Source organism: Acidovorax sp. GW821-FHT10A04 (assembly GCF_059415825.1).
Genome location: NZ_JBWKNZ010000007.1, coordinates 53,630 through 78,521 on the forward strand (window position 1 = coordinate 53,630; position 24,892 = coordinate 78,521).

Sequence of the window (24,892 nt, forward strand, 5' to 3'; positions counted from 1 at the left end):
GGCTTCATGTCAGGCCTGTAGCGGCTCCTGGTGGAAGCCTGGCACCAGTTCGTGCAGCAGGGCCATCATGGTCGCGCCATCGCCCTGGTGGATGGCTTCCTCCAGGGCCTGCAGGCGGCCCTGCAATGCGTCCCAGGCGAGGTGTTCCTCGTGCGCACGCAGAATGCGCGGGTGCGGCGTGGGCTGTGCGCCATCGCCGATCAGCAGTTCCTCGTAGAGCTTTTCCCCGGGGCGCAGGCCGGTGAAGACGATCTCGATGTCGCCCTCGGGGTGCTCCGGGGCGCGCACGCTCAGGCCCGACAGCGCAACCATGCGCTGCGCCAGGTCCAGGATGCGGATGGGCTCGCCCATGTCGAGCACGAAGACCTCGCCGCCCTGGGCCATGGCACCGGCCTGCAGCACCAGCTGCGCGGCTTCAGGGATGGTCATGAAATAGCGGGTCACGTCCGGGTGCGTCACCGTGACCGGGCCGCCCGCGGCGATCTGGCTGCGGAACAGCGGGATCACGCTGCCACTGGAACCCAGCACGTTGCCAAAGCGCACCATGGAGAAATGGCGGCGCGCAGCACCGCCCTCGGTCGGGGGCTGGTTGCCGGTGCAGGACGCCACCGCTTGCAGCACCAGCTCGGCCACGCGCTTGCTGGCCCCCATCACATTGGTGGGGCGAACGGCCTTGTCGGTGGAGACCAGCACGAAATTTTCCACCCCGCTGGCCATGGCCGCACGCACCATGTGCAGTGTGCCGAAGACATTGTTGCGGATGCCTTCGCCCGCGTTGGCTTCCACCATGGGCACATGCTTGTAGGCGGCGGCATGGTAAATGGTGCGCGGGCGGTGCGCCTGGCACAGGTCGAGCATGTGCTGCGCGTGGCTCACGCTGGCCAGCAGCGGCACCAGCTCGCAGGCCATGGCTTCCTGCTGCACGATGGACTGCAGTTCCTGGTGGATGCTGTAGAGCGCGAACTCGCTGTGGTCCAGCAACAGCAGGCGTGCCGCGCCCTGGCGCGCGATCTGGCGGCACAGCTCGCTGCCGATGCTGCCGCCCGCGCCCGTGACCATCACCACCTGGCCACGGATATGGCGGCCCAGCAGTGCGGGGTCGGGGGCCACCGGGTCGCGGCCCAGCAGGTCCTCGAGCTCCAGGTCCTGGAAGTCGGTCACCGTCACGCGCCCGCTGGCCAGGTCCGTGAGGCCCGGGATGGTGCGTATGCGCACGGGCAGCTCGCGCAGGTTCTCGATGATCTGGTGGCGGCGCTGGCGTGGCACGCTGGGCAGCGCCAGCAGCACATCGGTGATGCCAAAGCGCTTGACCACCTCGGCCAGGGCGATGGGTGCATACACGCGCACGCCATTGATGCTGCGGCCCACCTTGGCGTGGTCGTCGTCGGCAAAGGCCTCGAGCACGTAATTGCGCGCGCTCACCAGGCCGGCGGCCGTCTGGGCGCCGGCCGAGCCGGCCCCATAGATCAGCAGGCGGTGCGGGGCCCGGGTGTTCTGCCCGGCCAGCCACAGCCAGCCCAGCGAACGGCTGGCGCCCACCAGCAGCAGAAAGATCACCGGCTGCAGGATGCCCACGCTGCGCGGAATGCCGGTCCACTGCCCGACCAGCAAAATGGCGAACAGCAGCGCACCGTAGATGGCCACGGCCTTGCCCGTGGTGATGAGCGCCGCGATGCCGGTGTAGCGGAAGATGGCCCGGTACAGTCCCAGGTTCACGAAGATGGGAAAGGCCAGCGCAGGCGCCAGCACATAGGCCAGCCACTGCATGCCCTCGTTGGGCCAGTGCAGGGTATCGAGGCGCAGCGTGAAGGCCAGCCACATGGCGAACAGGCCCATGCCGATGTCCAGCGCCACCACCACCAGCCGCTTGACCGGGCGGGGCCACTCCAGAACATTGCTCAGCACGTGCCTGCCGCCTGGCTGCTAGCCCTGCGGGTCGTCATTGCGCGATGCCCGTGCGCTCCAGCACGTCGCCCACGAGTTCCAGCCGCACGAGGGGGTTGTCGAGCTCCATCAGCCGCTGCTTGAGCTCCAGCGGCACGGGCAGCAACTCGCACCAGCGGTTGGCCACCCAGCCGCAGTCGTCGAGCTGGGCAGCGGTGGGCACCAGGGCCGCGGGGCTGTCCGGATCGCGCTGCTGCAGGGTGTTGAGCACCTGCGCCAGGGCCTGCGACGCCTTGCGCAGGTCATCGGGCACGGGCACGGCCAGATCGGGGTCGAGGTGCGTCACATCGGCGATCCACAGCCCGTGGACCAGGTGGCTGCGTTGCACGATGCGAAAACGCTGGCTGCCGCGGCACTGCAGGGTGATGAGCCCGGCCTGCGGCGTCTCCAGCTGCTCGATGACGGCAAGGGTGCCGATTTCGCTGAACTGCTCCTCGGGCGCGCCCGCCTGGCGCACCTCATGGCCCTGCGTGAGCGACACCACGCCGAAGGGGGCACCCATCTGGTGGCATTTGCGCACCATGTCCAGGTAACGTACCTCGAACACGCGCAGCGCCAGCAGCCCCTCGGGAAAGAGCACGGAGCCCAGGGGAAAAAGGGGCAGGGATGACAGGGAAAGGGGTTGTGTCATAAAGCAAGTTCTTCGCCCGCTATCATCCCATGGCGCGGGCTGCTTTCGCACCGCCCGCTTTCCTTTTTGCCCCTCCCCCATGTTCTTCCAGATCGCTTCGTTCCTGCTTGATGTCGTCGGTGGCCTGCTCACGGGCGCCTGTCTGCTGCGCCTGTACATGCAGTGGCAGCGCGTGCCGTTCGGCAACCCCATCGGCGGGCTGGTCTTTGCGCTCACCGACTGGGTCATCCTGCCCTTGCGCAAGCTGATCCCGCCCGTGGGCAGGTGGGACCTCTCCAGCCTGGTGGCGGCGATCCTGTTCCAGGTGCTGCAGTACGTGCTGCTGCTGGTGCTCATCGGCCAGACTGCCGCCTGGGCCTGGTTGCCCTGGCTGGTGCTGTTCGGCCTGGCCAAGGTCGCCGTGTCGGGGCTCATGGGCCTGCTCATCGTGCATGCCGTGATGTCCTGGATCGCTGCCCGCTCCCCGCTGTCCGATGTGGTGTGGCGCCTGTGCGCGCCCGTGTTGCGGCCGTTCCAGAAGGTGATCCCCTTGCTGGGCGGGGTGGATCTGTCCCCCCTGGTGGTGCTGGTGCTGCTGCAGGTGCTGATGATCGTCTTGGGCCACCTGCAAGCCGGTGTCATGCGCTGAAGCCCCGGGCCCCAAGCAAAAGCGCCTGTCGGAGACAGGCGCTTTTTTGATGGGCCAGCGTTCGTTCAGAGCACGGCGTCGGCTGGCAGGCGCTGCAGCATGGCCAGGCTGCTGGCCACGGTGTTGCGCAGTTCGCGGCGATCGCAGATGAAGTCCACGGCACCCTTGGTCTGCAGGAATTCGGCGCGCTGGAAGCCCTCGGGCAGGGTCACGCGCACCGTGGATTCGATCACGCGCGGGCCGGCAAAGCCGATCAGTGCCTTGGGCTCGGCGATCACGATGTCGCCCACGAAAGCGAAGCCGGCGCTCACACCGCCCATGGTCGGGTCGGTCAGCACGCTGATATAGGGCAGGCCCTTCTTGGCCAGGCGGGTCAGCGCGGCATTGGTCTTGGCCATCTGCATCAGCGACAGCAGGCCTTCCTGCATGCGCGCGCCGCCGGTGGCGGTAAAGCAGATGAACGGCACCTTCTGCTCGATCGCAGTTTCCACGCCGCGCACGAAGCGCTCGCCGACCACGGAGCCCATGGAGCCGCCCATGAAGTCGAATTCGAAGCAGGCCACCACCACGTTGATGCTCTTGACCGCACCGCCCATGACGATGAGGGCATCGGTCTCACCGGTGTTCTCCAGCGCTTCCTTGAGGCGTTCGGGGTACTTGCGGCTGTCCTTGAACTTCAGCGCATCCACGGGCAGCACTTCCTGGCCGATCTCGTAGCGGCCCTCGGGGTCCAGGAAGGCGTCCAGGCGGGCCCGCGCACCGATGCGGTGGTGGTGGCTGCAGTGCGGGCAGACGTTCTGGTTGTGCTCCAGGTCGGACTTGTAGAGCACCGTTTCGCAGCTCGGGCACTTGATCCACAAGCCTTCGGGCACCTGGCGGCGCTCGGTCGGGTCGGTTTGCTGGATTTTGGCGGGCAGGAGTTTTTCGAGCCAGGACATGGTGTTTTCCTCGTCAATGACAAGGGTTCAGCGCATTTCGCCGGTTTTCCGGGCCTGGGGCCAGGAGGCGATGGACAAAACCCTGTGTGAAACCGTAATGGGCGCCCCCCGGGTGGGTGGGCGCCAAGGGGCACATTATGCGTCGAGTGCCTTGCGGATCCCGCGCAGGAAGTCCACGGTGATCGCCACGACCTTCTCGTGCGGCTGGTCCTCAATTAGCTGGATGATGCGCGTGCCGATCACCACGGCGTCGGCCACCTTGCCGATCGCCTGGGCGGTGGCGGCGTCGCGGATACCGAAGCCCACGCCCACGGGGATCTGCACATGCTGGCGGATGCGCGGCAGCATCTGCTCCACGGCAGCCGTGTCCAGCGCTCCCGATCCGGTCACGCCCTTGAGCGACACGTAGTACACATAGCCGCTGGCCACGCGTGCCACCTGGGCCATGCGCTCGTCCGTGCTGGTGGGGGCCAGAAGGAAGATCAGGTCCATGCCGTGCGCGCGCAGGCTGGCGGCAAAGGCCTCGCATTCCTCGGGCGGGTAGTCCACCACGAGCACGCCGTCCACGCCGGCTGCGGCCGCATCGCGCACGAAGGCGCCCGCGCCGTGCACCTGGTCATAGCGCTCCACGGGGTTGGCATAGCCCATGAGCACCACCGGGGTGGTGGTGTTGCGCTTTCTGAAATCGCGCACGTGGTCGAGCACCTGGGCCATGCCGATACCCAGGGCCAAGGCCTTTTCGCCCGCCTTCTGGATCACCGGGCCGTCGGCCATGGGGTCGGAAAAGGGCACGCCCAGCTCGATCACGTCGGCACCCGCCTCCACCATGCCGTGCATGAGGGCGGGGGTGATGTCGGCGAACGGGAAACCGGCGGTAACGTAGGGCACCAGGGCCTTGCGGCCCTGCGCCTTCAATTGGTCGAAAGTGGTGCTGATACGGTTCATGGCTTGGCCTCTGCGCCTTTCACGGTCAGTCCGCGCATGGAGGGGCGGTCGTAGAAATCCTCGCCCGACAGGTCGGCCACGGTGCCGATGTCCTTGTCGCCGCGGCCCGACAGATTGACCAGGATGGACTGGTCCGGGCGCATGGTCTTGGCGAGCTTCATGGCATAGGCCACGGCGTGGCTCGATTCGAGCGCCGGGATGATGCCCTCGGCGCGGCACAGGTGGTGGAAGGCCGCGAGGGCCTCCTGGTCGGTGATGCCGACGTATTCGGCACGGCCGATCTCCTGCAGCCAGGCGTGCTCGGGGCCCACGCCCGGGTAGTCCAGGCCCGCGCTGATGCTGTGCGTCTCGGTGATCTGGCCGTTGGCGTCCTGCAGGATGAAGGTGCGGTTGCCGTGCAGCACGCCCGAGCTGCCGCGCTGCAGCGACGCCGAGTGCTTGCCGCTATCGAGGCCCTCGCCGGCCGCTTCCACGCCGATCAGGCGCGTCTTCTCGAACGGGATGTAGGGGTAAAAGATGCCCATGGCATTGCTGCCGCCGCCCACGCAGGCCACCACGGCATCGGGCTGCTGGCCCTGCACCTTGTTCTCGGCCAGCATCGGGGGCATCTGCTCCACGCATTCGGTGCCGATCACGCTCTGGAAGTCGCGCACCATCATCGGGTAGGGGTGCGGGCCCGCCACCGTGCCAATGATGTAGAAGGTGTTGTCCACATTGGCCACCCAGTCGCGCATGGCTTCGTTGAGCGCGTCCTTCAAGGTCTTGCTGCCCGACTCGACGGGCACCACGGTGGCACCCAGCAGCTTCATGCGATAGACGTTGGGGCTCTGGCGCTTGACGTCCTCGGAGCCCATGTAGACCACGCATTCGAGGCCGTAGCGCGCGCATATGGTGGCCGTGGCCACGCCGTGCTGGCCGGCGCCGGTCTCGGCGATGATGCGCGGCTTGCCCATGCGCCGCGCCAGCATGGCCTGGCCGATCACGTTGTTGATCTTGTGGGCGCCGGTGTGGTTGAGGTCCTCGCGCTTGAGGTAGATCTGCGCGCCGCCGAGTTCGCGGCTGGTGCGCGCGGCATGGTAGACGGGCGAGGGCCGGCCCACGAAGTGCTTGAGCTCGTACTCGAATTCGGCGAGGAACTCGGGGTCGTGCTGGTAGCGCGCATAGGCCTCGCGCAGTTCGTTGATGGCGTGGGTCAGCGTTTCGCTGACGAAGCTGCCGCCATAGGAGCCGAAGTGGCCTGAAGGATCAGGTTGCTGATAGGAATTCATGGGGGTTCTTTGCAAGTTGTGCATCGGCCGCACGCACGGCGGCAACGAAGCGTTGGATCTTGTCGGCGTCCTTGGTGCCCCGCAGGGGCTTGCCATCGGGCCCGAGGGCCTCGACGCCGGAACTGACATCAACCGCCAGCGTGGTGCAACGCGGGCGCACTTGCAAAATGCCATCGGTCACGTTTGCAGGCGTGAGTCCACCAGACAAAACGAGGTGAGAGCCGACGCTTGGTGGAAGGAGTGACCAATTGAATGCCTTGCCGCCGCCGCCGTACCCCTCGACATGGGCGTCGAGCAGGATGGCCTGGGCGTTTGAAAAATCGTGTGCGTATTTTACGAGGTCGAATTGTGCCGCATCCGGGCCCAGGGGTATACGGGCCGCGCGCAGGTAAGGCCGCGCACCGTTTCCGGAGGCCGTCTGGCATTGCTCAGGCGTTTCGTCTCCATGGAATTGCACGGTGGCGCCGGCAATCTGTGCGGTGGCGGCCATCACCTCCTCTGCGCTGGCGTTCACGAACAGCAGCACCGGGGTGACGAAGGGCGGCAGGCGCCGTGCCAGTTCGGCAGCGCGCGTTGCCGTGACGGCGCGCGCACTCTGGGCGAACAGCACGAAGCCGATGGCATCGGCGCCCGCCGCAACGGCGGCGTCCACGTCCTGCTCGCGTGTCAGTCCGCAGATCTTGATGCGGGTGCGAGCGGCGGGGTGGGGGGCGGCTTGGGAGGGCGAGGAGGTGCTCATGGGAGCCAATCATACGCAGCCGTGCGCTGGGGCAGGCCCCACGCGGCGTCGTAGACCGGTCCCTGGAAGTACAGCCCGTCGGGCGAGAAGGTGGGCGCTGCGGCATCGCGCGAGCGTGCCTGCAGCACCTGCTCGATCCACCCGGGTGGCTGGTCGCCCCGGCCGATGGCCACCAGGCAGCCCATGAGGTTGCGGATCATGTGGTGCAAAAAGGCATTCGCCTCGAACTCGAAACGCCAGTAGCAGGGGCTCCAGCCGAGCTCGGGATGGGGTTCGCCCAGCCCGCGGCGCGAGATGTCGATGCGCGACAGCGTCTTGACCGGCGACTTGGCCTGGCAGGCCGAAGCGCGGAACGAGGTGAAGTCGTGCTCGCCCAGCAGATGGTCGGCCGCCTGGCGCATGGCCGCATGGTCCAGCGGGTGGTAGACCCAGCCCACGCGCCCGGCATCCACGCTCGGGCGAACAGGCGATTGCAGCAGCACGTAGGCATAGCGGCGCGCCACCGCGCTGCCGCGCGAGTGGAAGTCGTCGGGCACATGGCTGGCCCATTGCACCGCGATGTCGGGGGGCAGGAAGGTATTGGTGCCGCGCACCCAGGACGAGGGCGGGCGGTTCAAGGGGGTGTCGAAATGCACCACCTGCATCAGGCCGTGCACCCCCGCATCCGTGCGGCCGGCGCACAGCGTGCCCACGCGGTGCGTGGCAAAGCGCGCCAGGGCCGCTTCCAGCTTGTCCTGGATGGTGTTGCCGGACAGCTGGCTCTGCCAGCCGCTGTAGGGCTGGCCGTTGTAACTGACACCCAGGGCCACCCTCATGGGCGGGCCTGGGAGAGGGGGCGAAACAGAGGTCCCGGGGTGGGCTGCATCAGCCCAGTTCGACCAGCATGCGCTGGGCGCGGGTCCTGAGGGCGCCGCTCGATTCGGCCACGACCTCCTCGATCAGCGTGCGCGCACCATCGGTGTCGCCGATGGCGTTGAACTCTTCGGCCAGTGCCAGCTTGGTGGCCAGCGGGTCGTCCTGGGCAGCGGCCGATCCGTCGTCTTCCGGCGAGATGGGCACGGCTGCCGTGGGGATTTCCGCTTCGCGCGACGCCGGGGCCGCCATGGGCTTGGAGGGCGCCGTCAGGTCCAGCGACAGTTCACCCAGGTCGAAATCCATGGGGCTGGAGTCCTGGGCGTCGGCCAGTGGCATGGGGCCGGTGGGCGCCATCGTCAGCTCGTCGTTGGGTGCGGCCGCACGGGCTGCCGGTGCGGGGGCCGGTGCGTTCCAGGCGGCATCGGCCGTCAGGTCGGGCAAGTCGAAGTCGTCGTTGGACAGCACGGGCTCCATGCGCTGGGGCTCACGCGGTGTCGGCGCAGCCACAGCGGCGCCGGCTGCTGCGGCCGCCGCCGCAAAGCCGCCGGGGGGCGCGGGCGGTGCATCGGTCAGTGCGTCGTCGGGCAGATCGAGGTCGAGGTCCAGGTCCAGGTCGGGTGGCAGGGCTGCCGATGCCACAGGGGCGCCCGAGAAGGTGCTCACGAACGCGCCGGGAATCGAGGGATTCTCGTCCTCGGGCTGGCCTGGGCGGCCGCCCGGCTGGTACAGCGGATTTTCGGGTTCGATACCGCGGCCCAGGTCGACGATGCGCGCCCAGTCGGGGCCTTCGCCCTGCGTCAGCTTGAAGACTTCGCCGGCCACGGACTCCAGGGCCTTGCGGTCCTGGCGCTTGGCATAGATCTCGGCCAGCTTCACGTGCACGGACACGCGGGCCGGGTTGTGGCGCACGGCTTCCTTGAGGATCTCCTCGGCCTGCAGGTCACGGCCGTAGGCCAGGTACACGTCGGCTTCGGCCACGGGGTCGACATCACCGCCGGCATCGAGCTGGCTGGGCGAGTAGGCCATGGACGAGCCGGTGGTCATCTCGCTGTTGGCGGTGTCCACGCGCTGGCCGCCACTGGCGCCGAAGAACGAATCGGGCTGGATGCGGCTTTCCAGGAAGGAGCTGTCCACGCCCGCATTGTTGCGGCGACGCTGGATCACGCGGTAGGCGCCATAGCCCAGCAGCAGGGCCAGCAGGCCGCCGCCGGCCAGGGGGATCAGCGGGTCGTCCAGCAGGCCGTCGAGGAAACCGGGCTCTGCCACCGGTGTCGGAGGTGGCAGCACGACGGGCTTGGAAGCCGGGGCGGCGGGCGGCGTGGCCGCAGCGGCGTCCGATGCGGGGGCAGCGCTGGCCTCGGCCGATGCGCCGCTGGTGGGTTCCGAGGCTGCCGTGGCCGGCGGGGCTTCGGGCGCGGCCGGCGTGGCAGGCACGCCGGGCACGGCCACCTGGGCCGGGGTGCTGGCCGCAGGTGCTGCGGGAGCGGCGGCAGGTGCTGCCGGCGTGGCTGGCGTCGAGGGGGCTGCGGCCGATGCGGCGCCCAGCTTGTTCAGATCGCTGATGTTCTTGGACAGTTCGGCCATGCGGGCCGATGCGTCGCTGGCCTGCTTGTCCTTGGCCAACTGGTCTTCGGCGGCCTTCTGGCCCTTGACCGAACCCTTGGACAGCGTGAGCTTGTCGGGGGCTGTGGTGGCGGGCTTGCTGTCTTCCACACGGGTCTGCACCGAGCCCTTGGCCGAGCGTTCGGCCGATGCCACGGTGGTGGAGGGGGCGGATTCGGCCAGCTTGCGGCGGAAGGCGCCGAAGTCACGGCTTTGCGCGGCCAGGATCTGGCGGGCTTCGGGCGCAGGCGTGGCCTGGGCCGTGGCCTGGTCGGGTATCTGCAGCACCGCGCCGGCCTTGATGCGGTTGATGTTGCCGCCGATGAATGCGTCCGGATTGGCACGCTGCATGGCCACCAGCATCTGGTCGAGCGAGACGCCGCCCTGGCGGTTGGCATTGGCGATGCGGCTGGCCGTGTCGCCGGCCTGCACGGTCACGCCGCCTTCGGCGGGCGTGGCGCGGGGGGCTGCGGGTGCGCGGGGCGCAGCGGCAGGTGCCGATGCCGCGGACGACGGGCGACCGGCCACGGCGGGCGGGACGTCCGCACGCGCGGCCGGGGCCGTGGTCTGTGGGGCGGCCGTCACCGTTGGCGCCGGACGGCGCATCGCTGGCGGGTCGAACAGCATCGTGTAGCTGCGCACCAGGCGGCCCGAGCCCCAGGAGGCATCGAGCACCAGGTCGACGAAGGGGTCGTTCACCGGGCGGTCGCTGGACAGGCGCAGCACGGCCGAGCCATCGGCACGGCGTTGCAGTTGCACCTGCAGGTTGTTCATGGTGGGCGAGTACTCCATGCCCTGGGCGCGAAACACCTCGGGCGTGGCCGTGCTGGCCTTCAGGGTTTCCGCCTCCGCAGGGGTGATCTGCGGCAGATCGATCTCGGCGCGCAGGGGTTCGCCCAGGGCGGATTGCACGGTGATACGGCCCAGCGCGAGCGCGGACGCATCGGTGGCGTAGAGCCCGGCAGTTGCCACGGCCGCAGCCGCCAGCACAGAAAATTTCCAACGATGCATGTTTGCCATCAACTGATTGGGTTGTGCGGCTCGGTCGAGCGGTGCTGTTTTTCTCATGGTCTGGTCCCGCCCCGGCGCGTGAAAATATGTAAAAAGCACCATAGCATCAATGTTTTGCACTGACAAGCTGAGGTGGCGCAGAAGCTTTGCCCCCGGTGGTCATGCCCCAACTTGGGGCATGCAGATGTTGCCAATTGCCAACGTCACGTAACCGGGTGTGTCAAGGGTCAGGGCGCAAAAAAGCGCGCGCAACAGGCATTGCGCGCGCTGGGGGCCTGGGCTCCTGGAGCCCGGGCAAGGGGATTTTAGGCGGCCAGCAGGATGCGCAGCATGCGGCGCAGCGGCTCGGCTGCGCCCCACAGCAACTGGTCGCCGATGGTGAAGGCGCCCACGTACTCGGGGCCCATGGCCAGCTTGCGCACGCGGCCCACGGGAATGGTCATGGTGCCGGTCACGGCCACCGGCGTCAGGTCCTTGATCGTCGCTTCACGCGTGTTGGGAACCACCTTCACCCACTCGTTGTCGGCGGCGATCATGGCTTCCAGGTCAGCCACGGGCACGTCCTTCTTGAGCTTGAAGGTCAGCGCCTGGCTGTGGCAGCGCATGGCGCCCACGCGCACGCAGAAGCCGTCCACGGGGATGGCGCTGGAACCGAAGCCCTCGCCCTGGCCCAGGATCTTGTTGGTCTCGGCCATGCCCTTCCATTCTTCCTTGGACATGCCGTTGCCCAGGTCCTTGTCGATCCAGGGGATCAGCGAGCCACCCAGCGGCACGCCGAAGTTGGCCGTCTCGGCGCCGGACAGGGCGCGCTGCTTGGCGATGACCTTGCGGTCGATTTCCAGGATGGCGCTCTTGGGGTCGTCCAGCAGGGACTTCACCTCGGCGTTCAGCGTGCCGTACTGCGTGAGCAGTTCGCGCATGTGCTGGGCGCCGCCGCCGCTGGCGGCCTGGTAGGTCTGGGTGCTCATCCACTCGACGAGGCCGGCCTTGTACAGCGCGCCCACGCCCATCAGCATGCAGCTCACGGTGCAGTTGCCGCCGACCCAGTTCTTGCCGCCCTTGGACAGCGCATCCTGGATGACGGGCAGGTTCACGGGGTCGAGGATGATGACGGCATCCTTTTCCATGCGCAGCGTGGAGGCTGCGTCGATCCAGTGGCCGTTCCAGCCGGCGGCGCGCAGCTTGGGGAAGACTTCGGAGGTGTACTCACCGCCCTGGGCGGTGATGATGATCTCGCAGCGCTTCAGGGCGTCGATGTTGAACGCATCCTGCAGCGTGGTCTCGTTCTTGGCCACTGCAGGGGCCTTGCCGCCGGCATTCGAGGTGGAGAAGAACAATGGCTCGATCAGGTCGAAGTCATTCTCTTCGGCCATGCGATCCATCAACACCGAGCCGACCATGCCGCGCCAGCCGACCAAACCTACCAACTTGCTCATTTCAACGCCCCTTTTACAGATTAACAAACAGTGCCAGACCGGACTGCTCGCCTGGCTCGTCAGGCCAGGAAGGGCGCACGACGAACCAGGCTGAGTCAGCCCTTAATGGTCGTGGTTTTGGTGATGGTTGCGCGCGCAGCCACACCGGCCGTGGCGGCGGGTGCAATGTTCAGGGCGAACGTGTGGGCGGCAAACATAAGCGGATATTGTAGCGGATGCGGGATTGAACCGTCCATCACGAAATGGCCCGGCGTCCCCTGGTCGGCAAGAGGCGTGCCACCCGGAAGAATTTTTTCTCAAGCAAAGGCAGCAATGCAGCAGGTGATCATTGTCGGTTCGGGCCAGCTGGCCCGGGAACTCGTGGACTCGTTGGATGCGGGAGAGGGGTGCGCGGTCGTGCGCTGGCCGGTGGCGCCTGGCACGGCGCCATCCATCGTGGTCCATGCCGGCTCCGGGAGGGAGCTTGCCGCCGTCGCGGCATTTTGCGAGGCATCGGGCAGCCCCCTGGTGGAGCTGGCCACCGGGTCGGTGCTGGAGCAGGGCAGCCACGGCTTTCCGGTGGTCGTGTGCCCCAACACCAACATCCTGATGCTCAAGTTCATGGGCATGCTGGAACGCAGCGGGCATCTGTTCCATGGGCACCGCATCGCGCTCGCCGAGTCCCACCAGGCACAGAAAACTTCCGTTCCCGGCACGGCGGTCGGCATGGCGCATGCACTGGGCCTGGCGGCGGGCGACATCCGGTCCGTGCGTTCCGCCGAGGTCCAGTCCCGTGACCTGCACATTCCCAAGGAGCATCTGGGGCGCCATGCCTACCACCGGATCGACATCGGGGATGGGCTGTGCAGCCTGACGCTGGAAACCCGCGTCTATGGCGATGCGCCCTATGCCGACGGCGTGGCGCGTATCGTTGCCGCCGTGCGCGCCCACCCCCTGGACAACCGGATCTATTCCGTCATGGAGTTCGTGCACAGCGGCTGGCTGTAGGCGCCCGCAGACCCCGGGGCCGGGGTCAAAAAAAGCGCCGGGGTCGCCGGCGCTTTTTTTTCGGAGCCCGCATCGGGCTTGGGGCAGGGGTCAGGCGGCCAGCGCCTTTACCACGGCATCGCCCATCTGGGCCGTGCCGACCTTGGTCGTGCCTTCGCTCCAGATGTCGGGCGTGCGCAGGCCCTGGGCCAGCACTTTCTGCACGGCCGCTTCGATGCGCTGGGCAGAGGCTTCCTGGTTCAGCGAGAAGCGCAGCATCATCGCCGCCGAGAGGATGGTGGCCAGCGGGTTGGCCACGCCCTTGCCGGCGATGTCGGGCGCGCTGCCGTGGCTGGGCTCGTACAGGCCCTGGTTGCTGCTGTTCAGCGAGGCCGAGGGCAGCATGCCGATCGAGCCGGTGAGCATGGACGCCTCGTCCGAGAGGATGTCGCCGAACATGTTGCCGGTGACCACCACGTCGAACTTCTTGGGCGCGCGCACCAGCTGCATGGCGGCGTTGTCCACGTACATGTGGTCGAGTTCCACGTCGGGGTATTCCTTGCCGACTTCGGTCACGATGTCCTTCCAGAACTGGAAGGTCTCGAGCACGTTGGCCTTGTCCACGCTGGTCACGCGCTTGCTGCGCTTGCGTGCGGCCTGGAAGGCCACGTGCGCGATGCGCTCGACCTCGGGGCGGCTGTAGCGCATGGTGTCGAAAGCCTCTTCGGCGCCGGGGAAGTGGCCATCGGTGGCGATGCGGCGGCCGCGCGGCTGGCCGAAGTAGATGTCGCCCGTGAGCTCGCGGATGATGAGGATGTCCAGGCCGGAGATCAGCTCGGGCTTGAGGCTCGAAGCCCCCACCAGCTGCTCGTAGCAAATCGCGGGGCGGAAGTTGGCGAACAGGCCCAGGTTCTTGCGCAGGCCCAGGATGGCCTGCTCGGGGCGCAGGGGGCGGTCGAGCTTGTCGTACTTCCAGTCGCCCACGGCGCCGAACAGCACGGCATCGGCATCCTTGGCCAGCTTGAGCGTGGCCTCGGGCAGGGGGTGGCCGTGCGCCTCGTAGGCGGCGCCGCCGACCAGGGCCGACTCCATCTCGAACTTCAGGTCCAGCACTTCGAGGACCTTGACGGCCTCCGCAACGATTTCGGTGCCGATGCCGTCTCCCGGCAGAACTGCGATTTTCATGAACGACTTCTTTGTAAAGGAATGGCCGCGTGACCTGGCAGGCCTGCCAGGCAGCGTCGGCCACAAGTGATGAACCGGGTGTGGTGGCCTGGGGTCAGGAGACCATGCTGTGCGCCAGCCAGGGCTTGGTGGCCAGGCGCTGGGCTTCGAAGGCGCGGATCTTGTCGGACTGGCGCAGGGTCAGGCCGATGTCGTCGAAGCCGTTGAGCAGGCAGTACTTGCGAAACGCCTGCACCTCGAACGGGATCTCCTCGCCCTGCGGGCGCACGACGACCTGGCGCTCCAGGTCGACGGTGAGCTGGTAGCCGGGGAAGGCCGCCACTTCATCGAACAGCTGGGCCACGGTGGCTTCGGGCAGCACGATGGGCAGGAGGCCGTTCTTGAAGCAGTTGTTGAAGAAGATGTCGGCGAAGCTCGGTGCGATCACGGTGCGAAAGCCGAACTGGTCCAGCGCCCAGGGGGCGTGCTCGCGGCTCGATCCGCAGCCGAAGTTCTTGCGTGCGATGAGCACGCTGGCACCCTGGTAGCGCGGTTGGTTGAGCACGAAGTCGGGGTTGGGCTTGCGGCTGGCGGGGTCCTGGCCGGGCTCGCCATGGTCCAGGTAGCGCCATTCGTCGAACAGGTTCACGCCAAAACCGGTCTTCTTGATCGACTTGAGGAACTGCTTGGGGATGATGGCGTCGGTGTCGACGTTCTCGCGGTCCATCGGGGCCACGAGGCCCTTGTGCACGGTGAATTTCTGCATGGTGGGTTGCCTTACTTGTTGGCGGCGCGCTCAAGGGCGCCGCCGGCCCGCTGGACGTCCTGGCCCACGCCCTTGACGGTGTTGCAGCCGGCCAGCAGGAAAGCCAGCGAAAGGGCGATGAAAGTGGCGGTCTTTTTCATGACGGGACTCCTTCGGTCGGTGGGTGGAAAGGCCAACGGGCGTTGGATCAATGGAGGGGTGAAAGGGTTCAGGAGAACTGGCGGATGTCCACGAAGTGGCCGTGCACGGCAGCGGCTGCGGCCATGGCGGGGCTCACCAGGTGGGTGCGGCCGCCAGCGCCCTGGCGGCCTTCGAAGTTGCGGTTGCTGGTACTGGCGCAGCGCTCGCCCGGCTCCAGGCGGTCGGCGTTCATGGCCAGGCACATGGAGCAGCCGGGCTCGCGCCACTCGAAGCCCGCGGCCTTGAAGATCTCGTGCAGGCCTTCGCGCTCGGCCTGTTCCTTGACCAGACCCGAGCCGGGCACCACCATGGCCAGCTTCACATTGCTGGCCACCATGCGGCCCAGGTTCTTGACCACGGCGGCGGCCTCGCGCATGTCCTCGATGCGGCTGTTGGTGCACGAACCGATGAACACCTTGTCGATGGTGATGTCGTTGATCGGCTTGCCGGGCGTGAGGCCCATGTAGGTCAGCGCGCGCTCGATGGCGCCGCGCTTGTTGGCGTCCTTTTCCTTGTCCGGATCGGGCACGCGGGCGTCGATGCCCAGCACCATCTCGGGCGAGGTGCCCCAGGTGACCTGCGGCAGGATGTCGGCTGCGTCGAGCTTCACCACGGCATCGAAATGCGCATCGGCGTCGGAGTGCAGCGTCTTCCAGTAGGCGGCGGCCTGGTCCCATTCCACGCCCGTGGGCGACAGGGGGCGGCCACGCACGTACTCGATGGTCTTGTCGTCCACGGCCACCAGGCCGGCGCGTGCGCCGCCTTCGATGGCCATGTTGCACACGGTCATGCGGCCTTCCATGGACAGGCCGCGGATGACCGAGCCTGCGAACTCGATGGTGTAGCCCGTGCCGCCGGCCGTGCCGATCTTGCCGATGATGGCCAGCACGACGTCCTTGGCGGTGACGCCCTTGGCCAACTGGCCGTCCACCTGCACCAGCATGTTCTTGGCCTTCTTGGCCAGCAGGGTCTGGGTGGCCATCACGTGCTCGACTTCGGAGGTGCCGATGCCGTGCGCCAGCGCGCCGAAGGCGCCGTGCGTGCTGGTGTGGCTGTCGCCGCAGACCACCGTCATGCCGGGCAGGGTGGCGCCGTTCTCGGGCCCGATCACGTGGACGATGCCCTGGCGCTTGTGCATGAACGGGAAGAAGGCCGCAGGGTGGATCTGCGCCATGTTGTCGTTCAGCGTGGTGATCTGCTCCTTGCTGATCGGGTCGGTGATGCCGTCATAGCCCGCTTCCCAGCCTGTGGTGGGCGTGTTGTGGTCGGCGGTGGCGACGATCGAGCTGGTGCGCCACACCTTGCGGCCGGCCTCGCGCAGGCCTTCGAAGGCCTGGGGGCTGGTGACTTCGTGCACCAGGTGCCGGTCGATGTAGAGGATGGAGGTGCCGTCCTCTTCGGTATGGACGACGTGCTCGTCCCAGATCTTGTCGTACAGGGTGCGTCCCATGGTGCGTCTCTTTCAGGTGGGTAATGTGATTTTAGTGGGGCCCGCCCTGCAGGGCGGGGGTGGCGGCGGGCAGGGATGCGTGCGCGGGTGCCGCCGCCGGCTGCAGCGGTGCCAGGTGCTCCACCAGCAGCCGTGCGGTCACGGGCAGGGCGTCGAAATCGCGCGCCACCACGCGCAGCTCGCGGTGGGCCCAGGCCTCGGCCAGCGGTATGGCGCGCAGGTGGCCCACGCCGCGCATGAGTTCGAAGGCGCGGTCGGGCAGCAGGCCCACGCCGAGGCCGTTGTCGATCATGCGGCACATGGCGTCGAGCCCCGTGACCTGGATGCGCTGGCGCAGCGGGCGCCCGGCGGCGGCCGCTGCGGCCCGCATGGCCAGGCTGATGCTGCTGTTGGCGTGCAGGCCAACGATGTCCCAGTCCAGCACCTCTTCGAAGCCGATGGCGCTGTGCTGTGCCAGCGCATGTGCCTCGGGCACCACGAGCACCAGGTGGTCGGCGCGGTAGGGGCGGCTTTGCAGTTCGTTGCCGCCGGTGCCCGTGGCCATGCCGACGTTGCAGATGCCCAGGTCGGCCGCGCCCTCGTGCACGGCGTTGAGTACGTCGCTGCTCAGGTGCTCCTGCAGGTCGATCTTGATCTGGCTGTGCTCGCGCGCAAAGGCGCCCAGGTCCTCCGGCAGGAACTGGAAGATGGCCGAGATGTTGGCATGCATGCGCACGTGGCCGCGCACGCCGTCGGCGTATTCGCTAAGCTCGCCCTGCATGCGCTCCAGGCCGAAGAGCACCGTGCGCGCATGGTGCAGCAGGCTCTCGCCGGCCGGCGTGAGCGTCACGCCGCGGCTGTGGCGGTAGAGGAGGGCCGTGTCCACGGCGGTTTCCAGGTCCGACAGGCGCTTGCTGACGGCCGAGGCCGCGATGAATTCGCGCTCCGCCGCGCGGCCGATGCTGCCGAGCTCGCACACCGCCACGAACAGCTGCAGCGAAGTGAGGTCAATGCGGCGCGCAAAACTGCGCTCGGAGCTTTTCATCGGGTCTCTGGGGGTGTTCTGTGCTTCTCGTTTGGAGAAGGCGTTTGGGTATTTTCCTGTAAAAATGAAGCAGCCGCCATCGCGAACCGCGATGTCGTCCATCGCGCATGCGGCCTTCTCGGCGCGCGCGGGCATGAAAAAACCGCACGGGCCTGGCGGCGCCGTGCGGTGGTGGGACAGTGCCGGGGCTCAGCTGAAGAAATTCTTCAGCCGGTCCGTCCAGCTCTCGCCGCTGGGTGAGTGGCGCGCGCCGCCCTTTTTCAGCGAGTCTTCCAGCTCGCGCAGCAGCTTGCGCTGGTGCTCGGTGAGCTTGACCGGGGTCTCGACCGCGATGTGGCAGTACAGGTCGCCGGGGTAGCTGGCGCGCACGCCCTTGATGCCCTTGCCGCGCAGGCGGAACTGCTTGCCGGCCTGGGTGCCTTCGGGGATGTCGATGGCCGCCTTGCCTGCCAGCGTCGGCACCTCGATCTCGCCGCCCAGTGCGGCCGTGATGAAGCTCACGGGCACCTGGCAGTGCAGGTCGTCGCCATCGCGCTCGAAGATGTCGTGCTTCTTCAGGCGGATCTCGATGTACAGGTCGCCCGGCGGGCCGCCGTTGGTACCCGGCTCGCCGTTGCCGGTGCTGCGGATGCGCATGCCGTCGTCGATGCCCGAGGGAATCTTCACTTCCAGCGTCTTTTGCTTCTTGAGCTTGCCCTGGCCGTGGCAGGTGGTGCAGGGCTCGGGAATGATCTTGCCCGTGCCGCGGCAATGCGGGCAGGTCTGCTGCACGCTGAAGAAGCCCTGGCGCATCTGCACCGTGCCGGTGCCCGTGCAGGTGGCACAGGTCTTGGCGCTGGTGCCGGGCTTGGCTCCGCTGCCGTGGCAGGTGTCGCAGCTCTCCCACGAGGGGATGCGGATCTGCGCATCTTTGCCGCGGGCGGCTTCCTCCAGGGTGATCTCCATGGCGTAGCTCAGGTCGCTGCCACGGTACACCTGGCGGCCGCCGGCGCCACGCCCGCGCCCGCCCTGCTGGCCGAACATGTCGCCGAAGATGTCGCCGAATGCCTCGGCAAAGCCGCCGAAGCCTTCCGCCCCCGCGCCACCGGGGCCGCGCATGTTGGGGTCCACCCCGGCATGGCCGTACTGGTCGTAGGCGGCCCGCTTTTGCGGGTCGGAGAGCATCTCGTAGGCCTCCTTGGCCTCCTTGAACTTCTCTTCGGCAGGCTTGGAGGCATCACCCTGGTTGCGATCGGGGTGGTGCTTCATCGCCAGCTTGCGATAGGCCTTCTTGATCTCTTCATCCGAGGCGTTCTTGGGAACGCCCAGGATTTCGTAAAAGTCGCGTTTGGACATGGTCTTTCTGAGCCCGGTTGGAACAGGAACGCCGCGCAAGCCCCCTTGTCAGGAAACTCGCGCGGCGGCTCGGGTCAAACGGGGCGTGTTCAGCCCTTCTTGACTTCCTTCACCTCGGCATCGACCACGTTGTCGTCGTCGGGCTTGCTGCTGGAGGAGGATGATGCCTGCTGGCCACCCGATGCGTCACCCGCACCGGCGCCGGCTGCCGCCTGCGCGGCTTGCGCGTCGGCGTACATCTTCTCGCCCAGCTTCTGGCTGGCGGCCATCAGGGCCGTCGTCTTTTCCTCGATGGCGGCCTTGTCCTCGCCCTTGAGCACGTCTTCCAGGGCCTTTGCAGCCGAGGTGATGGCTTCCTTCTCGGCGGCGTCGAGCTTGTCGCCATGCTCGGCCAGGCTCTTGTTCACGCTGTGCACGGCGGCTTCGCCCTGGTTGCGCGCCTGGATCAGCTCCAGCTTCTTCTTGTCGTCGGCCGCATTCAGCTCGGCGTCCTTCACCATCTTCTGGATTTCTTCTTCCGACAGGCCGGAGCTGGCCTTGATGGTGATCTTGTTTTCCTTGCCCGTGCCCTTGTCCTTGGCGCCCACGTGCAGGATGCCGTTGGCGTCGATGTCGAACGACACCTCGATCTGCGGCGTGCCGCGCGATGCCGGTGGAATGCCTTCCAGGTTGAACTCGCCCAGGAGCTTGTTGCCCGAGGCCATCTCGCGCTCGCCCTGGAACACCTTGATCGTCACGGCCGGCTGGTTGTCGTCGGCGGTCGAGAAGGTCTGTGCGAACTTCGTGGGGATCGTGGTGTTCTTGGTGATCATCTTGGTCATGACGCCGCCCAGGGTCTCGATGCCCAGGGACAGGGGGGTCACGTCCAGCAGCAGCACGTCCTTGCGGTCGCCCGAGAGCACCTGGCCCTGGATGGCGGCACCCACGGCCACGGCTTCGTCAGGGTTCACGTCCTTGCGCGGTTCCTTGCCGAAGAATTCCTTGACCTTCTCCTGCACCTTGGGCATGCGGGTCATGCCGCCCACCAGGATCACGTCATGGATGTCCGACACCGACACGCCGGCGTCCTTGATGGCCGTGCGGCAGGGGGCGATGGTGCGCTCGATCAGCTCTTCCACCAGGGCTTCCAGCTTGGCGCGGGTCAGCTTGATGTTCAGGTGCTTGGGGCCGGAGGCGTCTGCCGTGATGTAAGGCAGATTGATGTCGGTCGCGGCCGAGTTGGACAGCTCGATCTTGGACTTCTCGGCGGCTTCCTTCAGGCGCTGCAGGGCCAGCACGTCCTTGGACAGGTCCACGCCCTGTTCCTTCTTGAACTCGCTGATGATGTAGTCGATGATGCGCTGGTCGAAGTCTTCGCCGCCCAGGAAGGTGTCGCCGTTGGTCGACAGCACTTCGAACTGCTTTTCGCCGTCGACGTCGGCGATCTCGATGATGGACACGTCGAACGTGCCGCCGCCCAGGTCATACACGGCGATCTTGCGGTCGCCCTTTTCCTGCTTGTCCAGGCCGAAGGCCAGGGCTGCGGCGGTGGGTTCGTTGATGATGCGCTTGACATCCAGGCCGGCGATGCGGCCGGCGTCCTTGGTGGCCTGGCGCTGGGCGTCGTTGAAGTAGGCGGGCACGGTGATGACGGCTTCCGTCACGGGCTCGCCCAGGTAGTCCTCGGCCGTCTTCTTCATCTTGCGCAGGATGTCGGCGGACACCTGCTGTGCCGACAGCTTGTTGCCGCGCACTTCGATCCAGGCGTCGCCGTTGTCGGCGGCCACGATCTTGTAGGGCATCAGGTCGATGTCCTTTTGGACTTCCTTCTCGGTGAACTTGCGGCCGATCAGGCGCTTCACGGCGTACAGCGTGTTGCGCGGGTTGGTCACGGCCTGGCGCTTGGCCGAGGCGCCGACGAGGATCTCGCCGTCTTCCTGGTAGGCCACGATGGAAGGCGTGGTGCGGGCGCCTTCGCTGTTTTCGATCACGCGGGTCGTGTTGCCCTCCATGATGGAAACGCAGCTGTTCGTGGTGCCCAGGTCAATACCGATGATTCTTCCCATGATGTTCTTCTCCGCGATGTTTGAGTGATTTGGATAACTGGTAACTTGTGGATAACTTGGCCGGCTTCAAGCCGTTATCCACCAAATTTATTTATTTCGGGGCGGTGACGGTCACCAGCGCCGGGCGCAGCACGCGGTCGGCGATCTTGTAGCCCTTTTGCAGCACGGCCACCACGGTGTTGGGTTCCTGCTCGGCAGGCGCCACGCTGATGGCCTGGTGCTGGTGGGGGTCGAACTTCTCGCCGGCAGGCGGGTTGATGGCCAGCACCTTGTTGCGCTCCAGCGCCGAAGTCAGCTGGCGCAGGGTGGCGTCGGCGCCTTCGCGCAGCTGCTGGGGCGTGGCTTCCTTGATGCCCAGGGCGGCATCCAGGCTGTCGGCCACAGGCAGCAGGCTCTCGGCAAAGCTCTCGATGCCGAACTTGCGGGCCTTGGTGACTTCGTCCTCGGCGCGGCGGCGGGCGTTCTCGGCCTCGGCCTTGGCGCGCAGGAACTGGTCGGCCAGCTCGGCGCTCTTGGCCTTGAGCTCGGCCAGCTCGCCTTGCAGGCGCGACAGCTCGTCAGAGGCATTGGCGGCCATCGCGGCTTCAATTTCTTCGGGGGAGGCGTCTTGGGAGGTGATTGGCTGGCTGTTGTCGGACATGTCAGGGTCTTCGTAAATAAAACAGTACGCGCACAAGGTTGGGCGTGTGTGTGGTATTTCAAGTTATTGCGCAATGCCGGGGGCATTGGCGGCGTCGGGCCGAGCGGATGGGCCGTCTTGGAGCAGGGGTGAGTGTACAAGGTGAAAGATGCGGGCTATAATCTACGGCTTTGCCCTTGCCACACCGCTTCTAGACGCAGCGGGTGGTTTCACCCAAAAGGAGTCTGCATGCGTCATTACGAAATCATTTTGTTGATCCACCCGGATCAAAGCGAACAAGTTCCAGCCATGCTGGAGCGCTACAAGGGCATGATCACCGCTGGCGGTGGCAAGGTGCACCGCGTGGAAGACTGGGGCCGCCGTCAACTGGCGTACCTGATCAACAAGCTGGCCAAGGCCCACTACCTGTGCGTGAACATCGAAGCCGACCAGACCGTGATGGCTGAACTGGAGCACGCCTTCAAGTTCAACGACGCCGTGCTGCGCCACCTGACGGTTCAGAAGAAGAAGGCCGACACGGGCCCATCTTCGATGATGAAGACCGTCGAGCGCGAAGAAGCCCGCAAGGCCAGCCAGGCGGAATACGCCGCTGCCGGCGAGCGCTGATCGTCCACCGCCCTTTCGGGAGTGGAGAACCGCGTCGTCTTGACGGCCTGTATCGCCGAGGCTGAGGCCCTGCGTTACACCCCCGCCGGCTTGCCCGCCATTGCCCTTCGGCTCGAGCACGAGTCCAGGCAAAACGAGGCAGGCGAGCCGCGGGATGTCAAGGCAGCCATGAAGGCGGTCGCATTCGGTGCGATGGCTGAGCGGCTTGCGAGGCAGCAGATTGGGAGTCGATGGACTTTCAGCGGCTTTCTCGCCACGCCGCGCAATGGCAGGAACGCTGTGCTCCACATCCAGGATATTCAACAAAATTAATTTTCAAGGGGTCCGCAATGGCCACGTTCAAGAAGTTCAACAAAGACAAGCGCCCAAAGCGCAATACCCAGTCCCTGCTGTTCAAGCGCAAGCGCTTTTGCCGCTTCACGGTGACCGGTGTTGAAGAAATCGACTACAAGGATGTCGACACGCTGCGCGATTTCATCGCCGAAAACGGCAAGATCATCCCCGCGCGCCTGACCGGCACGCGCGCCATCTTCCAGCGCCAGCTGAACACCGCCATCAAGCGCGCTCGCTTCCTGGCCCTGGTGCCTTACAGCGACCAGCACAAGATCTAAGGAGCACAACCCATGCAAATCATTCTGCTCGACAAGGTTGTGAACCTCGGCAACCTGGGCGAAATCGTCAAGGTCAAGGACGGCTACGCACGCAACTTCCTGATCCCTTCGGGCCGCGCACGCCGCGCCACCGAATCGGCCAAAGCCGAGTTCGAAGCCAAGCGCGCCGAACTGGAAAAGGCTGCTGCCGCCAAGCTGGCACAAGCCCAGGCTGAAGGCGAAAAGCTGGCCGGCACCACGGTCAAGCTGACGCAAAAGGCTGGCGTGGACGGCCGTCTGTTTGGTTCCGTGACCAACCAGGACATCGCCGAAGAACTGAACAAGCAAGGCTACAAGGTCGCCAAGGCCCAGGTTCGCCTGCCCAACGGCCCGATCAAGGTCGTCAGCGAAACCACTGTCAGCGTGGCCCTGCACACCGACGTGGTGGTGGACGTCACCGTGTCGGTCTACGGCGAAACCGCCTGATCGCCCGCACGTAGTAATCTGCGTGACTTGCCGCGAAAGCCGCCCTCGGGCGGCTTTTGTCTTTGCGACTCCGCCATTTGTACAGGATTGCCCACCGGTAATCCACAGATTGCCCCAAGGCTTATCCCCGGATGCCAGGTATTGCTGGTGAGGGGGTGTGCACCATCAGGTCCCTGTCCGGAGAAATTCCATGTCCGCTGCTGTCTTTCCCCCGCTCGACGAACAGGGTTTCGTGCCGCCTTCCGGCTCCGGTGAGGACCAGGAGATCGCCAAGCTGCGCACGCCGCCGCACTCCATCGAGGCCGAGTCCAGCGTGCTCGGCGGCCTGCTGCTGGACAACAATGCCTGGGACCGCGTGGGCGATCTGCTGGTGGAAAGCCATTTCTACCGGCACGAGCACCAGATGATTTACTCGGCCATCGGCGCGCTGATCAACGGCAGCAAGCCGGCCGACGTGATCACCGTGTTCGAGCACCTGAAGAACCAGGGCAAGGCCCAGGAGATGGGTGGGCTGGCCTACCTGAACAACCTGGCGCAGTACGTTCCGAGTGCGAGCAACATCCGCCGCTATGCGGAAATCGTGCGTGAGCGCGCCATCCTGCGCAAGCTGGTCACGGCCAGTGACGAGATCTCCACCAACGCCTTCAACCCCCAGGGCAAGACCGTGGAGCGCATCCTGGACGAAGCCGAAGCCAAGATCTTCGCCATCGGGGAGGAGGGCTCGCGTACCAAGCAGGGCTTCCAGTCGCTCGACAACCTGGTGATCGACCTGCTCGACAAGGTGCAGGAGATGGCCGACAACCCGGTGGACGTGACCGGCGTGCCCACCGGCTTCGCCGACCTGGACCGAATGACCTCGGGCCTGCAGGCCGGCGACATGGTGGTGCTGGCGGCGCGCCCCTCCATGGGCAAGACCTCGTTTGCCGTGAACATCGCCGAGCACGTGGCGCTCAACGAAGGCCTGCCGGTCGCCATCTTCTCGATGGAAATGGGTGCCGCCCAGCTGGCCGTGCGTATCGTGGGCTCCATCGGCCGCGTGAACCAGGGCAACCTGCGCACCGGCAAGCTCACCGACGACGAATGGCCGCGCCTGACCGAGGCCATCGAGCGGCTGCGCACCGTGTCGCTGCACATCGATGAAACCCCGGGCCTGACGCCTGGTGAGCTGCGCGCCAACGCGCGCCGCCTGGCGCGCCAGTGCGGCAAGCTCGGCCTGATCGTGGTCGACTACCTGCAGCTCATGAGCGGCTCGGGCGCCGGCAGCGCCGACAACCGGGCCACCGAGCTGGGCGAAATCTCCCGGGGCCTGAAGATGCTGGCCAAGGAGCTGCAGTGCCCGGTGATCGCGCTGTCGCAGCTCAACCGCTCGGTGGAGCAGCGCACCGACAAGCGTCCCATGATGTCCGACCTGCGCGAATCGGGCGCCATCGAGCAGGACGCGGACATCATCATGTTCATCTACCGCGACGACTACTACAACAAGGACAGCAAGGAGCCCAATGTGGCCGAGGTCATCATCGGCAAGCAGCGTAACGGTCCCACCGGCACCGTGAAGCTGTTCTTTCAGAAGAACCAGACCCGCTTTGAAAACCTCGCCATGGGCAGCGGTGGTGATGACTATTGAGTGCTGCGCATCCATGTGG

Annotated in this window: 24 protein-coding genes; 7 read left to right on the top strand and 17 right to left on the bottom strand. The window is 66.5% G+C overall.

The window, feature by feature from the left end:
* Positions 1–9: 9 nt before the first annotated feature.
* Positions 10–1,905: a polysaccharide biosynthesis protein gene (locus AC07PF_RS16075; protein ID WP_494612556.1), complete on the bottom strand. Its 1,896-nt coding sequence runs from the start codon at positions 1,903–1,905 to the stop codon at positions 10–12.
* A gap of 34 nt (positions 1,906–1,939) precedes the next feature.
* On the bottom strand, positions 1,940–2,575 hold the full coding sequence (locus AC07PF_RS16080; RefSeq protein WP_007857091.1) for an LON peptidase substrate-binding domain-containing protein: 636 nt from the start codon (positions 2,573–2,575) through the stop codon (positions 1,940–1,942).
* Between the two features lie 79 nt (positions 2,576–2,654).
* Here AC07PF_RS16080 and AC07PF_RS16085 point away from each other — a divergent pair, with 79 nt between their 5' ends.
* A complete protein-coding gene (locus tag AC07PF_RS16085; RefSeq protein ID WP_145696876.1) occupies positions 2,655–3,203 on the top strand; it encodes a YggT family protein in 549 nt (182 codons plus the stop codon).
* Positions 3,204–3,268: 65 nt separating this feature from the next.
* Here the strand turns inward: AC07PF_RS16085 and accD are convergent, their stop codons facing one another.
* The 7 genes from accD to asd all read right to left on the bottom strand — a co-directional run bounded on the left by accD (position 3,269) and on the right by asd (position 11,997).
* On the bottom strand, positions 3,269–4,141 hold the full coding sequence (gene accD / locus AC07PF_RS16090; protein ID WP_007857093.1) for an acetyl-CoA carboxylase, carboxyltransferase subunit beta: 873 nt from the start codon (positions 4,139–4,141) through the stop codon (positions 3,269–3,271).
* A 135-nt stretch (positions 4,142–4,276) separates the two neighbouring features.
* Positions 4,277–5,086, bottom strand: coding sequence for a tryptophan synthase subunit alpha (trpA, locus tag AC07PF_RS16095; RefSeq protein WP_007857094.1), 810 nt, complete (start codon positions 5,084–5,086; stop codon positions 4,277–4,279).
* Positions 5,083–6,354 carry a tryptophan synthase subunit beta gene (gene trpB, locus AC07PF_RS16100; RefSeq protein ID WP_007857095.1) on the bottom strand — a complete coding sequence of 424 codons (1,272 nt, stop codon included), beginning with the start codon at positions 6,352–6,354 and terminating at the stop codon, positions 5,083–5,085. Before trpB ends, trpA begins: the two co-directional genes overlap by 4 nt.
* Positions 6,332–7,093, bottom strand: a complete 762-nt coding sequence (locus AC07PF_RS16105; protein WP_007857096.1) for a phosphoribosylanthranilate isomerase — start codon at positions 7,091–7,093, stop codon at positions 6,332–6,334. The genes trpB and AC07PF_RS16105 overlap by 23 nt, the downstream gene beginning before the upstream one ends.
* Positions 7,090–7,908, bottom strand: a complete 819-nt coding sequence (truA, locus tag AC07PF_RS16110) for a tRNA pseudouridine(38-40) synthase TruA (protein ID WP_007857097.1) — start codon at positions 7,906–7,908, stop codon at positions 7,090–7,092. The genes AC07PF_RS16105 and truA overlap by 4 nt, the downstream gene beginning before the upstream one ends.
* Positions 7,909–7,957: 49 nt before the next feature.
* A complete protein-coding gene (locus AC07PF_RS16115; RefSeq protein ID WP_494612557.1) occupies positions 7,958–10,561 on the bottom strand; it encodes a motility hub landmark protein FimV in 2,604 nt (867 codons plus the stop codon).
* Between the two features lie 305 nt (positions 10,562–10,866).
* Entirely contained in the window at positions 10,867–11,997 is a 1,131-nt protein-coding gene (gene asd / locus AC07PF_RS16120) for an aspartate-semialdehyde dehydrogenase (protein ID WP_494604633.1), read from the bottom strand.
* Between the two features lie 312 nt (positions 11,998–12,309).
* Here asd and AC07PF_RS16125 point away from each other — a divergent pair, with 312 nt between their 5' ends.
* Positions 12,310–12,984, top strand: a complete 675-nt coding sequence (locus AC07PF_RS16125; protein WP_494612558.1) for a dihydrodipicolinate reductase — start codon at positions 12,310–12,312, stop codon at positions 12,982–12,984.
* 90 nt (positions 12,985–13,074) lie between these two features.
* On the opposite strand, the gene leuB is transcribed toward AC07PF_RS16125, so the two are convergent.
* The 8 genes from leuB to grpE form a co-directional block, all read right to left on the bottom strand.
* The gene (gene leuB, locus AC07PF_RS16130) at positions 13,075–14,148 is read right to left on the bottom strand and encodes a 3-isopropylmalate dehydrogenase (RefSeq protein ID WP_007850103.1); all 1,074 of its coding nucleotides are present in this window, start codon (positions 14,146–14,148) and stop codon (positions 13,075–13,077) included.
* A gap of 94 nt (positions 14,149–14,242) precedes the next feature.
* A complete protein-coding gene (leuD, locus tag AC07PF_RS16135; RefSeq protein ID WP_007850100.1) occupies positions 14,243–14,893 on the bottom strand; it encodes a 3-isopropylmalate dehydratase small subunit in 651 nt (216 codons plus the stop codon).
* Between the two features lie 11 nt (positions 14,894–14,904).
* On the bottom strand, positions 14,905–15,033 hold the full coding sequence (locus AC07PF_RS16140; protein ID WP_007850089.1) for an entericidin A/B family lipoprotein: 129 nt from the start codon (positions 15,031–15,033) through the stop codon (positions 14,905–14,907).
* 68 nt (positions 15,034–15,101) lie between these two features.
* Positions 15,102–16,523, bottom strand: a complete 1,422-nt coding sequence (gene leuC / locus AC07PF_RS16145) for a 3-isopropylmalate dehydratase large subunit (RefSeq protein WP_494612559.1) — start codon at positions 16,521–16,523, stop codon at positions 15,102–15,104.
* A 31-nt stretch (positions 16,524–16,554) separates the two neighbouring features.
* Positions 16,555–17,547 (bottom strand): LysR family transcriptional regulator, encoded by a 993-nt coding sequence (locus AC07PF_RS16150; protein ID WP_494604638.1) that lies wholly within the window; start codon positions 17,545–17,547, stop codon positions 16,555–16,557.
* A gap of 189 nt (positions 17,548–17,736) precedes the next feature.
* Positions 17,737–18,882 (bottom strand): molecular chaperone DnaJ, encoded by a 1,146-nt coding sequence (dnaJ, locus tag AC07PF_RS16155; RefSeq protein ID WP_007850081.1) that lies wholly within the window; start codon positions 18,880–18,882, stop codon positions 17,737–17,739.
* Positions 18,883–18,971: 89 nt separating this feature from the next.
* The gene (dnaK, locus tag AC07PF_RS16160) at positions 18,972–20,927 is read right to left on the bottom strand and encodes a molecular chaperone DnaK (RefSeq protein ID WP_007850078.1); all 1,956 of its coding nucleotides are present in this window, start codon (positions 20,925–20,927) and stop codon (positions 18,972–18,974) included.
* 91 nt (positions 20,928–21,018) lie between these two features.
* Positions 21,019–21,567, bottom strand: coding sequence for a nucleotide exchange factor GrpE (gene grpE / locus AC07PF_RS16165; RefSeq protein ID WP_494612560.1), 549 nt, complete (start codon positions 21,565–21,567; stop codon positions 21,019–21,021).
* Between the two features lie 228 nt (positions 21,568–21,795).
* On the opposite strand from grpE, the gene rpsF reads away from it, so the two are divergent.
* From rpsF to dnaB, 5 genes are all read left to right on the top strand, one after another.
* Positions 21,796–22,173: a 30S ribosomal protein S6 gene (gene rpsF / locus AC07PF_RS16170; RefSeq protein ID WP_494612561.1), complete on the top strand. Its 378-nt coding sequence runs from the start codon at positions 21,796–21,798 to the stop codon at positions 22,171–22,173.
* Between the two features lie 21 nt (positions 22,174–22,194).
* Positions 22,195–22,485 (top strand): primosomal replication protein N, encoded by a 291-nt coding sequence (priB, locus tag AC07PF_RS16175; RefSeq protein WP_035202281.1) that lies wholly within the window; start codon positions 22,195–22,197, stop codon positions 22,483–22,485.
* 17 nt (positions 22,486–22,502) lie between these two features.
* On the top strand, positions 22,503–22,784 hold the full coding sequence (rpsR, locus tag AC07PF_RS16180; protein ID WP_005795932.1) for a 30S ribosomal protein S18: 282 nt from the start codon (positions 22,503–22,505) through the stop codon (positions 22,782–22,784).
* 12 nt (positions 22,785–22,796) lie between these two features.
* Entirely contained in the window at positions 22,797–23,249 is a 453-nt protein-coding gene (gene rplI, locus AC07PF_RS16185; protein WP_007850065.1) for a 50S ribosomal protein L9, read from the top strand.
* 190 nt (positions 23,250–23,439) lie between these two features.
* Entirely contained in the window at positions 23,440–24,873 is a 1,434-nt protein-coding gene (gene dnaB / locus AC07PF_RS16190; protein ID WP_007850064.1) for a replicative DNA helicase, read from the top strand.
* The last annotated feature ends 19 nt before the right edge of the window (positions 24,874–24,892 follow it).

Excerpts from the sequence above, each read along its gene's own strand:
- trpA (WP_007857094.1), bottom strand. The coding sequence starts at position 5,086 with ATGAACCGTATCAGCACCACTTTCGACCAATTGAAGGCGCAGGGCCGC.
- trpB (WP_007857095.1), bottom strand. The coding sequence starts at position 6,354 with ATGAATTCCTATCAGCAACCTGATCCTTCAGGCCACTTCGGCTCCTAT.
- dnaJ (WP_007850081.1), bottom strand. The coding sequence starts at position 18,882 with ATGTCCAAACGCGACTTTTACGAAATCCTGGGCGTTCCCAAGAACGCC.
- dnaB (WP_007850064.1), top strand. The coding sequence starts at position 23,440 with ATGTCCGCTGCTGTCTTTCCCCCGCTCGACGAACAGGGTTTCGTGCCG.
- rpsR (WP_005795932.1), top strand. The coding sequence starts at position 22,503 with ATGGCCACGTTCAAGAAGTTCAACAAAGACAAGCGCCCAAAGCGCAAT.
- leuC (WP_494612559.1), bottom strand. The coding sequence starts at position 16,523 with ATGGGACGCACCCTGTACGACAAGATCTGGGACGAGCACGTCGTCCAT.
- leuD (WP_007850100.1), bottom strand. The coding sequence starts at position 14,893 with ATGCAGAAATTCACCGTGCACAAGGGCCTCGTGGCCCCGATGGACCGC.
- AC07PF_RS16080 (WP_007857091.1), bottom strand. The coding sequence starts at position 2,575 with ATGACACAACCCCTTTCCCTGTCATCCCTGCCCCTTTTTCCCCTGGGC.
- rplI (WP_007850065.1), top strand. The coding sequence starts at position 22,797 with ATGCAAATCATTCTGCTCGACAAGGTTGTGAACCTCGGCAACCTGGGC.
- AC07PF_RS16140 (WP_007850089.1), bottom strand. The coding sequence starts at position 15,033 with ATGAAAAAGACCGCCACTTTCATCGCCCTTTCGCTGGCTTTCCTGCTG.
- dnaK (WP_007850078.1), bottom strand. The coding sequence starts at position 20,927 with ATGGGAAGAATCATCGGTATTGACCTGGGCACCACGAACAGCTGCGTT.
- asd (WP_494604633.1), bottom strand. The coding sequence starts at position 11,997 with ATGAGCAAGTTGGTAGGTTTGGTCGGCTGGCGCGGCATGGTCGGCTCG.
- rpsF (WP_494612561.1), top strand. The coding sequence starts at position 21,796 with ATGCGTCATTACGAAATCATTTTGTTGATCCACCCGGATCAAAGCGAA.
- grpE (WP_494612560.1), bottom strand. The coding sequence starts at position 21,567 with ATGTCCGACAACAGCCAGCCAATCACCTCCCAAGACGCCTCCCCCGAA.
- accD (WP_007857093.1), bottom strand. The coding sequence starts at position 4,141 with ATGTCCTGGCTCGAAAAACTCCTGCCCGCCAAAATCCAGCAAACCGAC.
- AC07PF_RS16105 (WP_007857096.1), bottom strand. The coding sequence starts at position 7,093 with ATGAGCACCTCCTCGCCCTCCCAAGCCGCCCCCCACCCCGCCGCTCGC.
- AC07PF_RS16125 (WP_494612558.1), top strand. The coding sequence starts at position 12,310 with ATGCAGCAGGTGATCATTGTCGGTTCGGGCCAGCTGGCCCGGGAACTC.
- truA (WP_007857097.1), bottom strand. The coding sequence starts at position 7,908 with ATGAGGGTGGCCCTGGGTGTCAGTTACAACGGCCAGCCCTACAGCGGC.
- AC07PF_RS16150 (WP_494604638.1), bottom strand. The coding sequence starts at position 17,547 with ATGAAAAGCTCCGAGCGCAGTTTTGCGCGCCGCATTGACCTCACTTCG.
- AC07PF_RS16115 (WP_494612557.1), bottom strand. The coding sequence starts at position 10,561 with ATGCATCGTTGGAAATTTTCTGTGCTGGCGGCTGCGGCCGTGGCAACT.
- leuB (WP_007850103.1), bottom strand. The coding sequence starts at position 14,148 with ATGAAAATCGCAGTTCTGCCGGGAGACGGCATCGGCACCGAAATCGTT.
- AC07PF_RS16085 (WP_145696876.1), top strand. The coding sequence starts at position 2,655 with ATGTTCTTCCAGATCGCTTCGTTCCTGCTTGATGTCGTCGGTGGCCTG.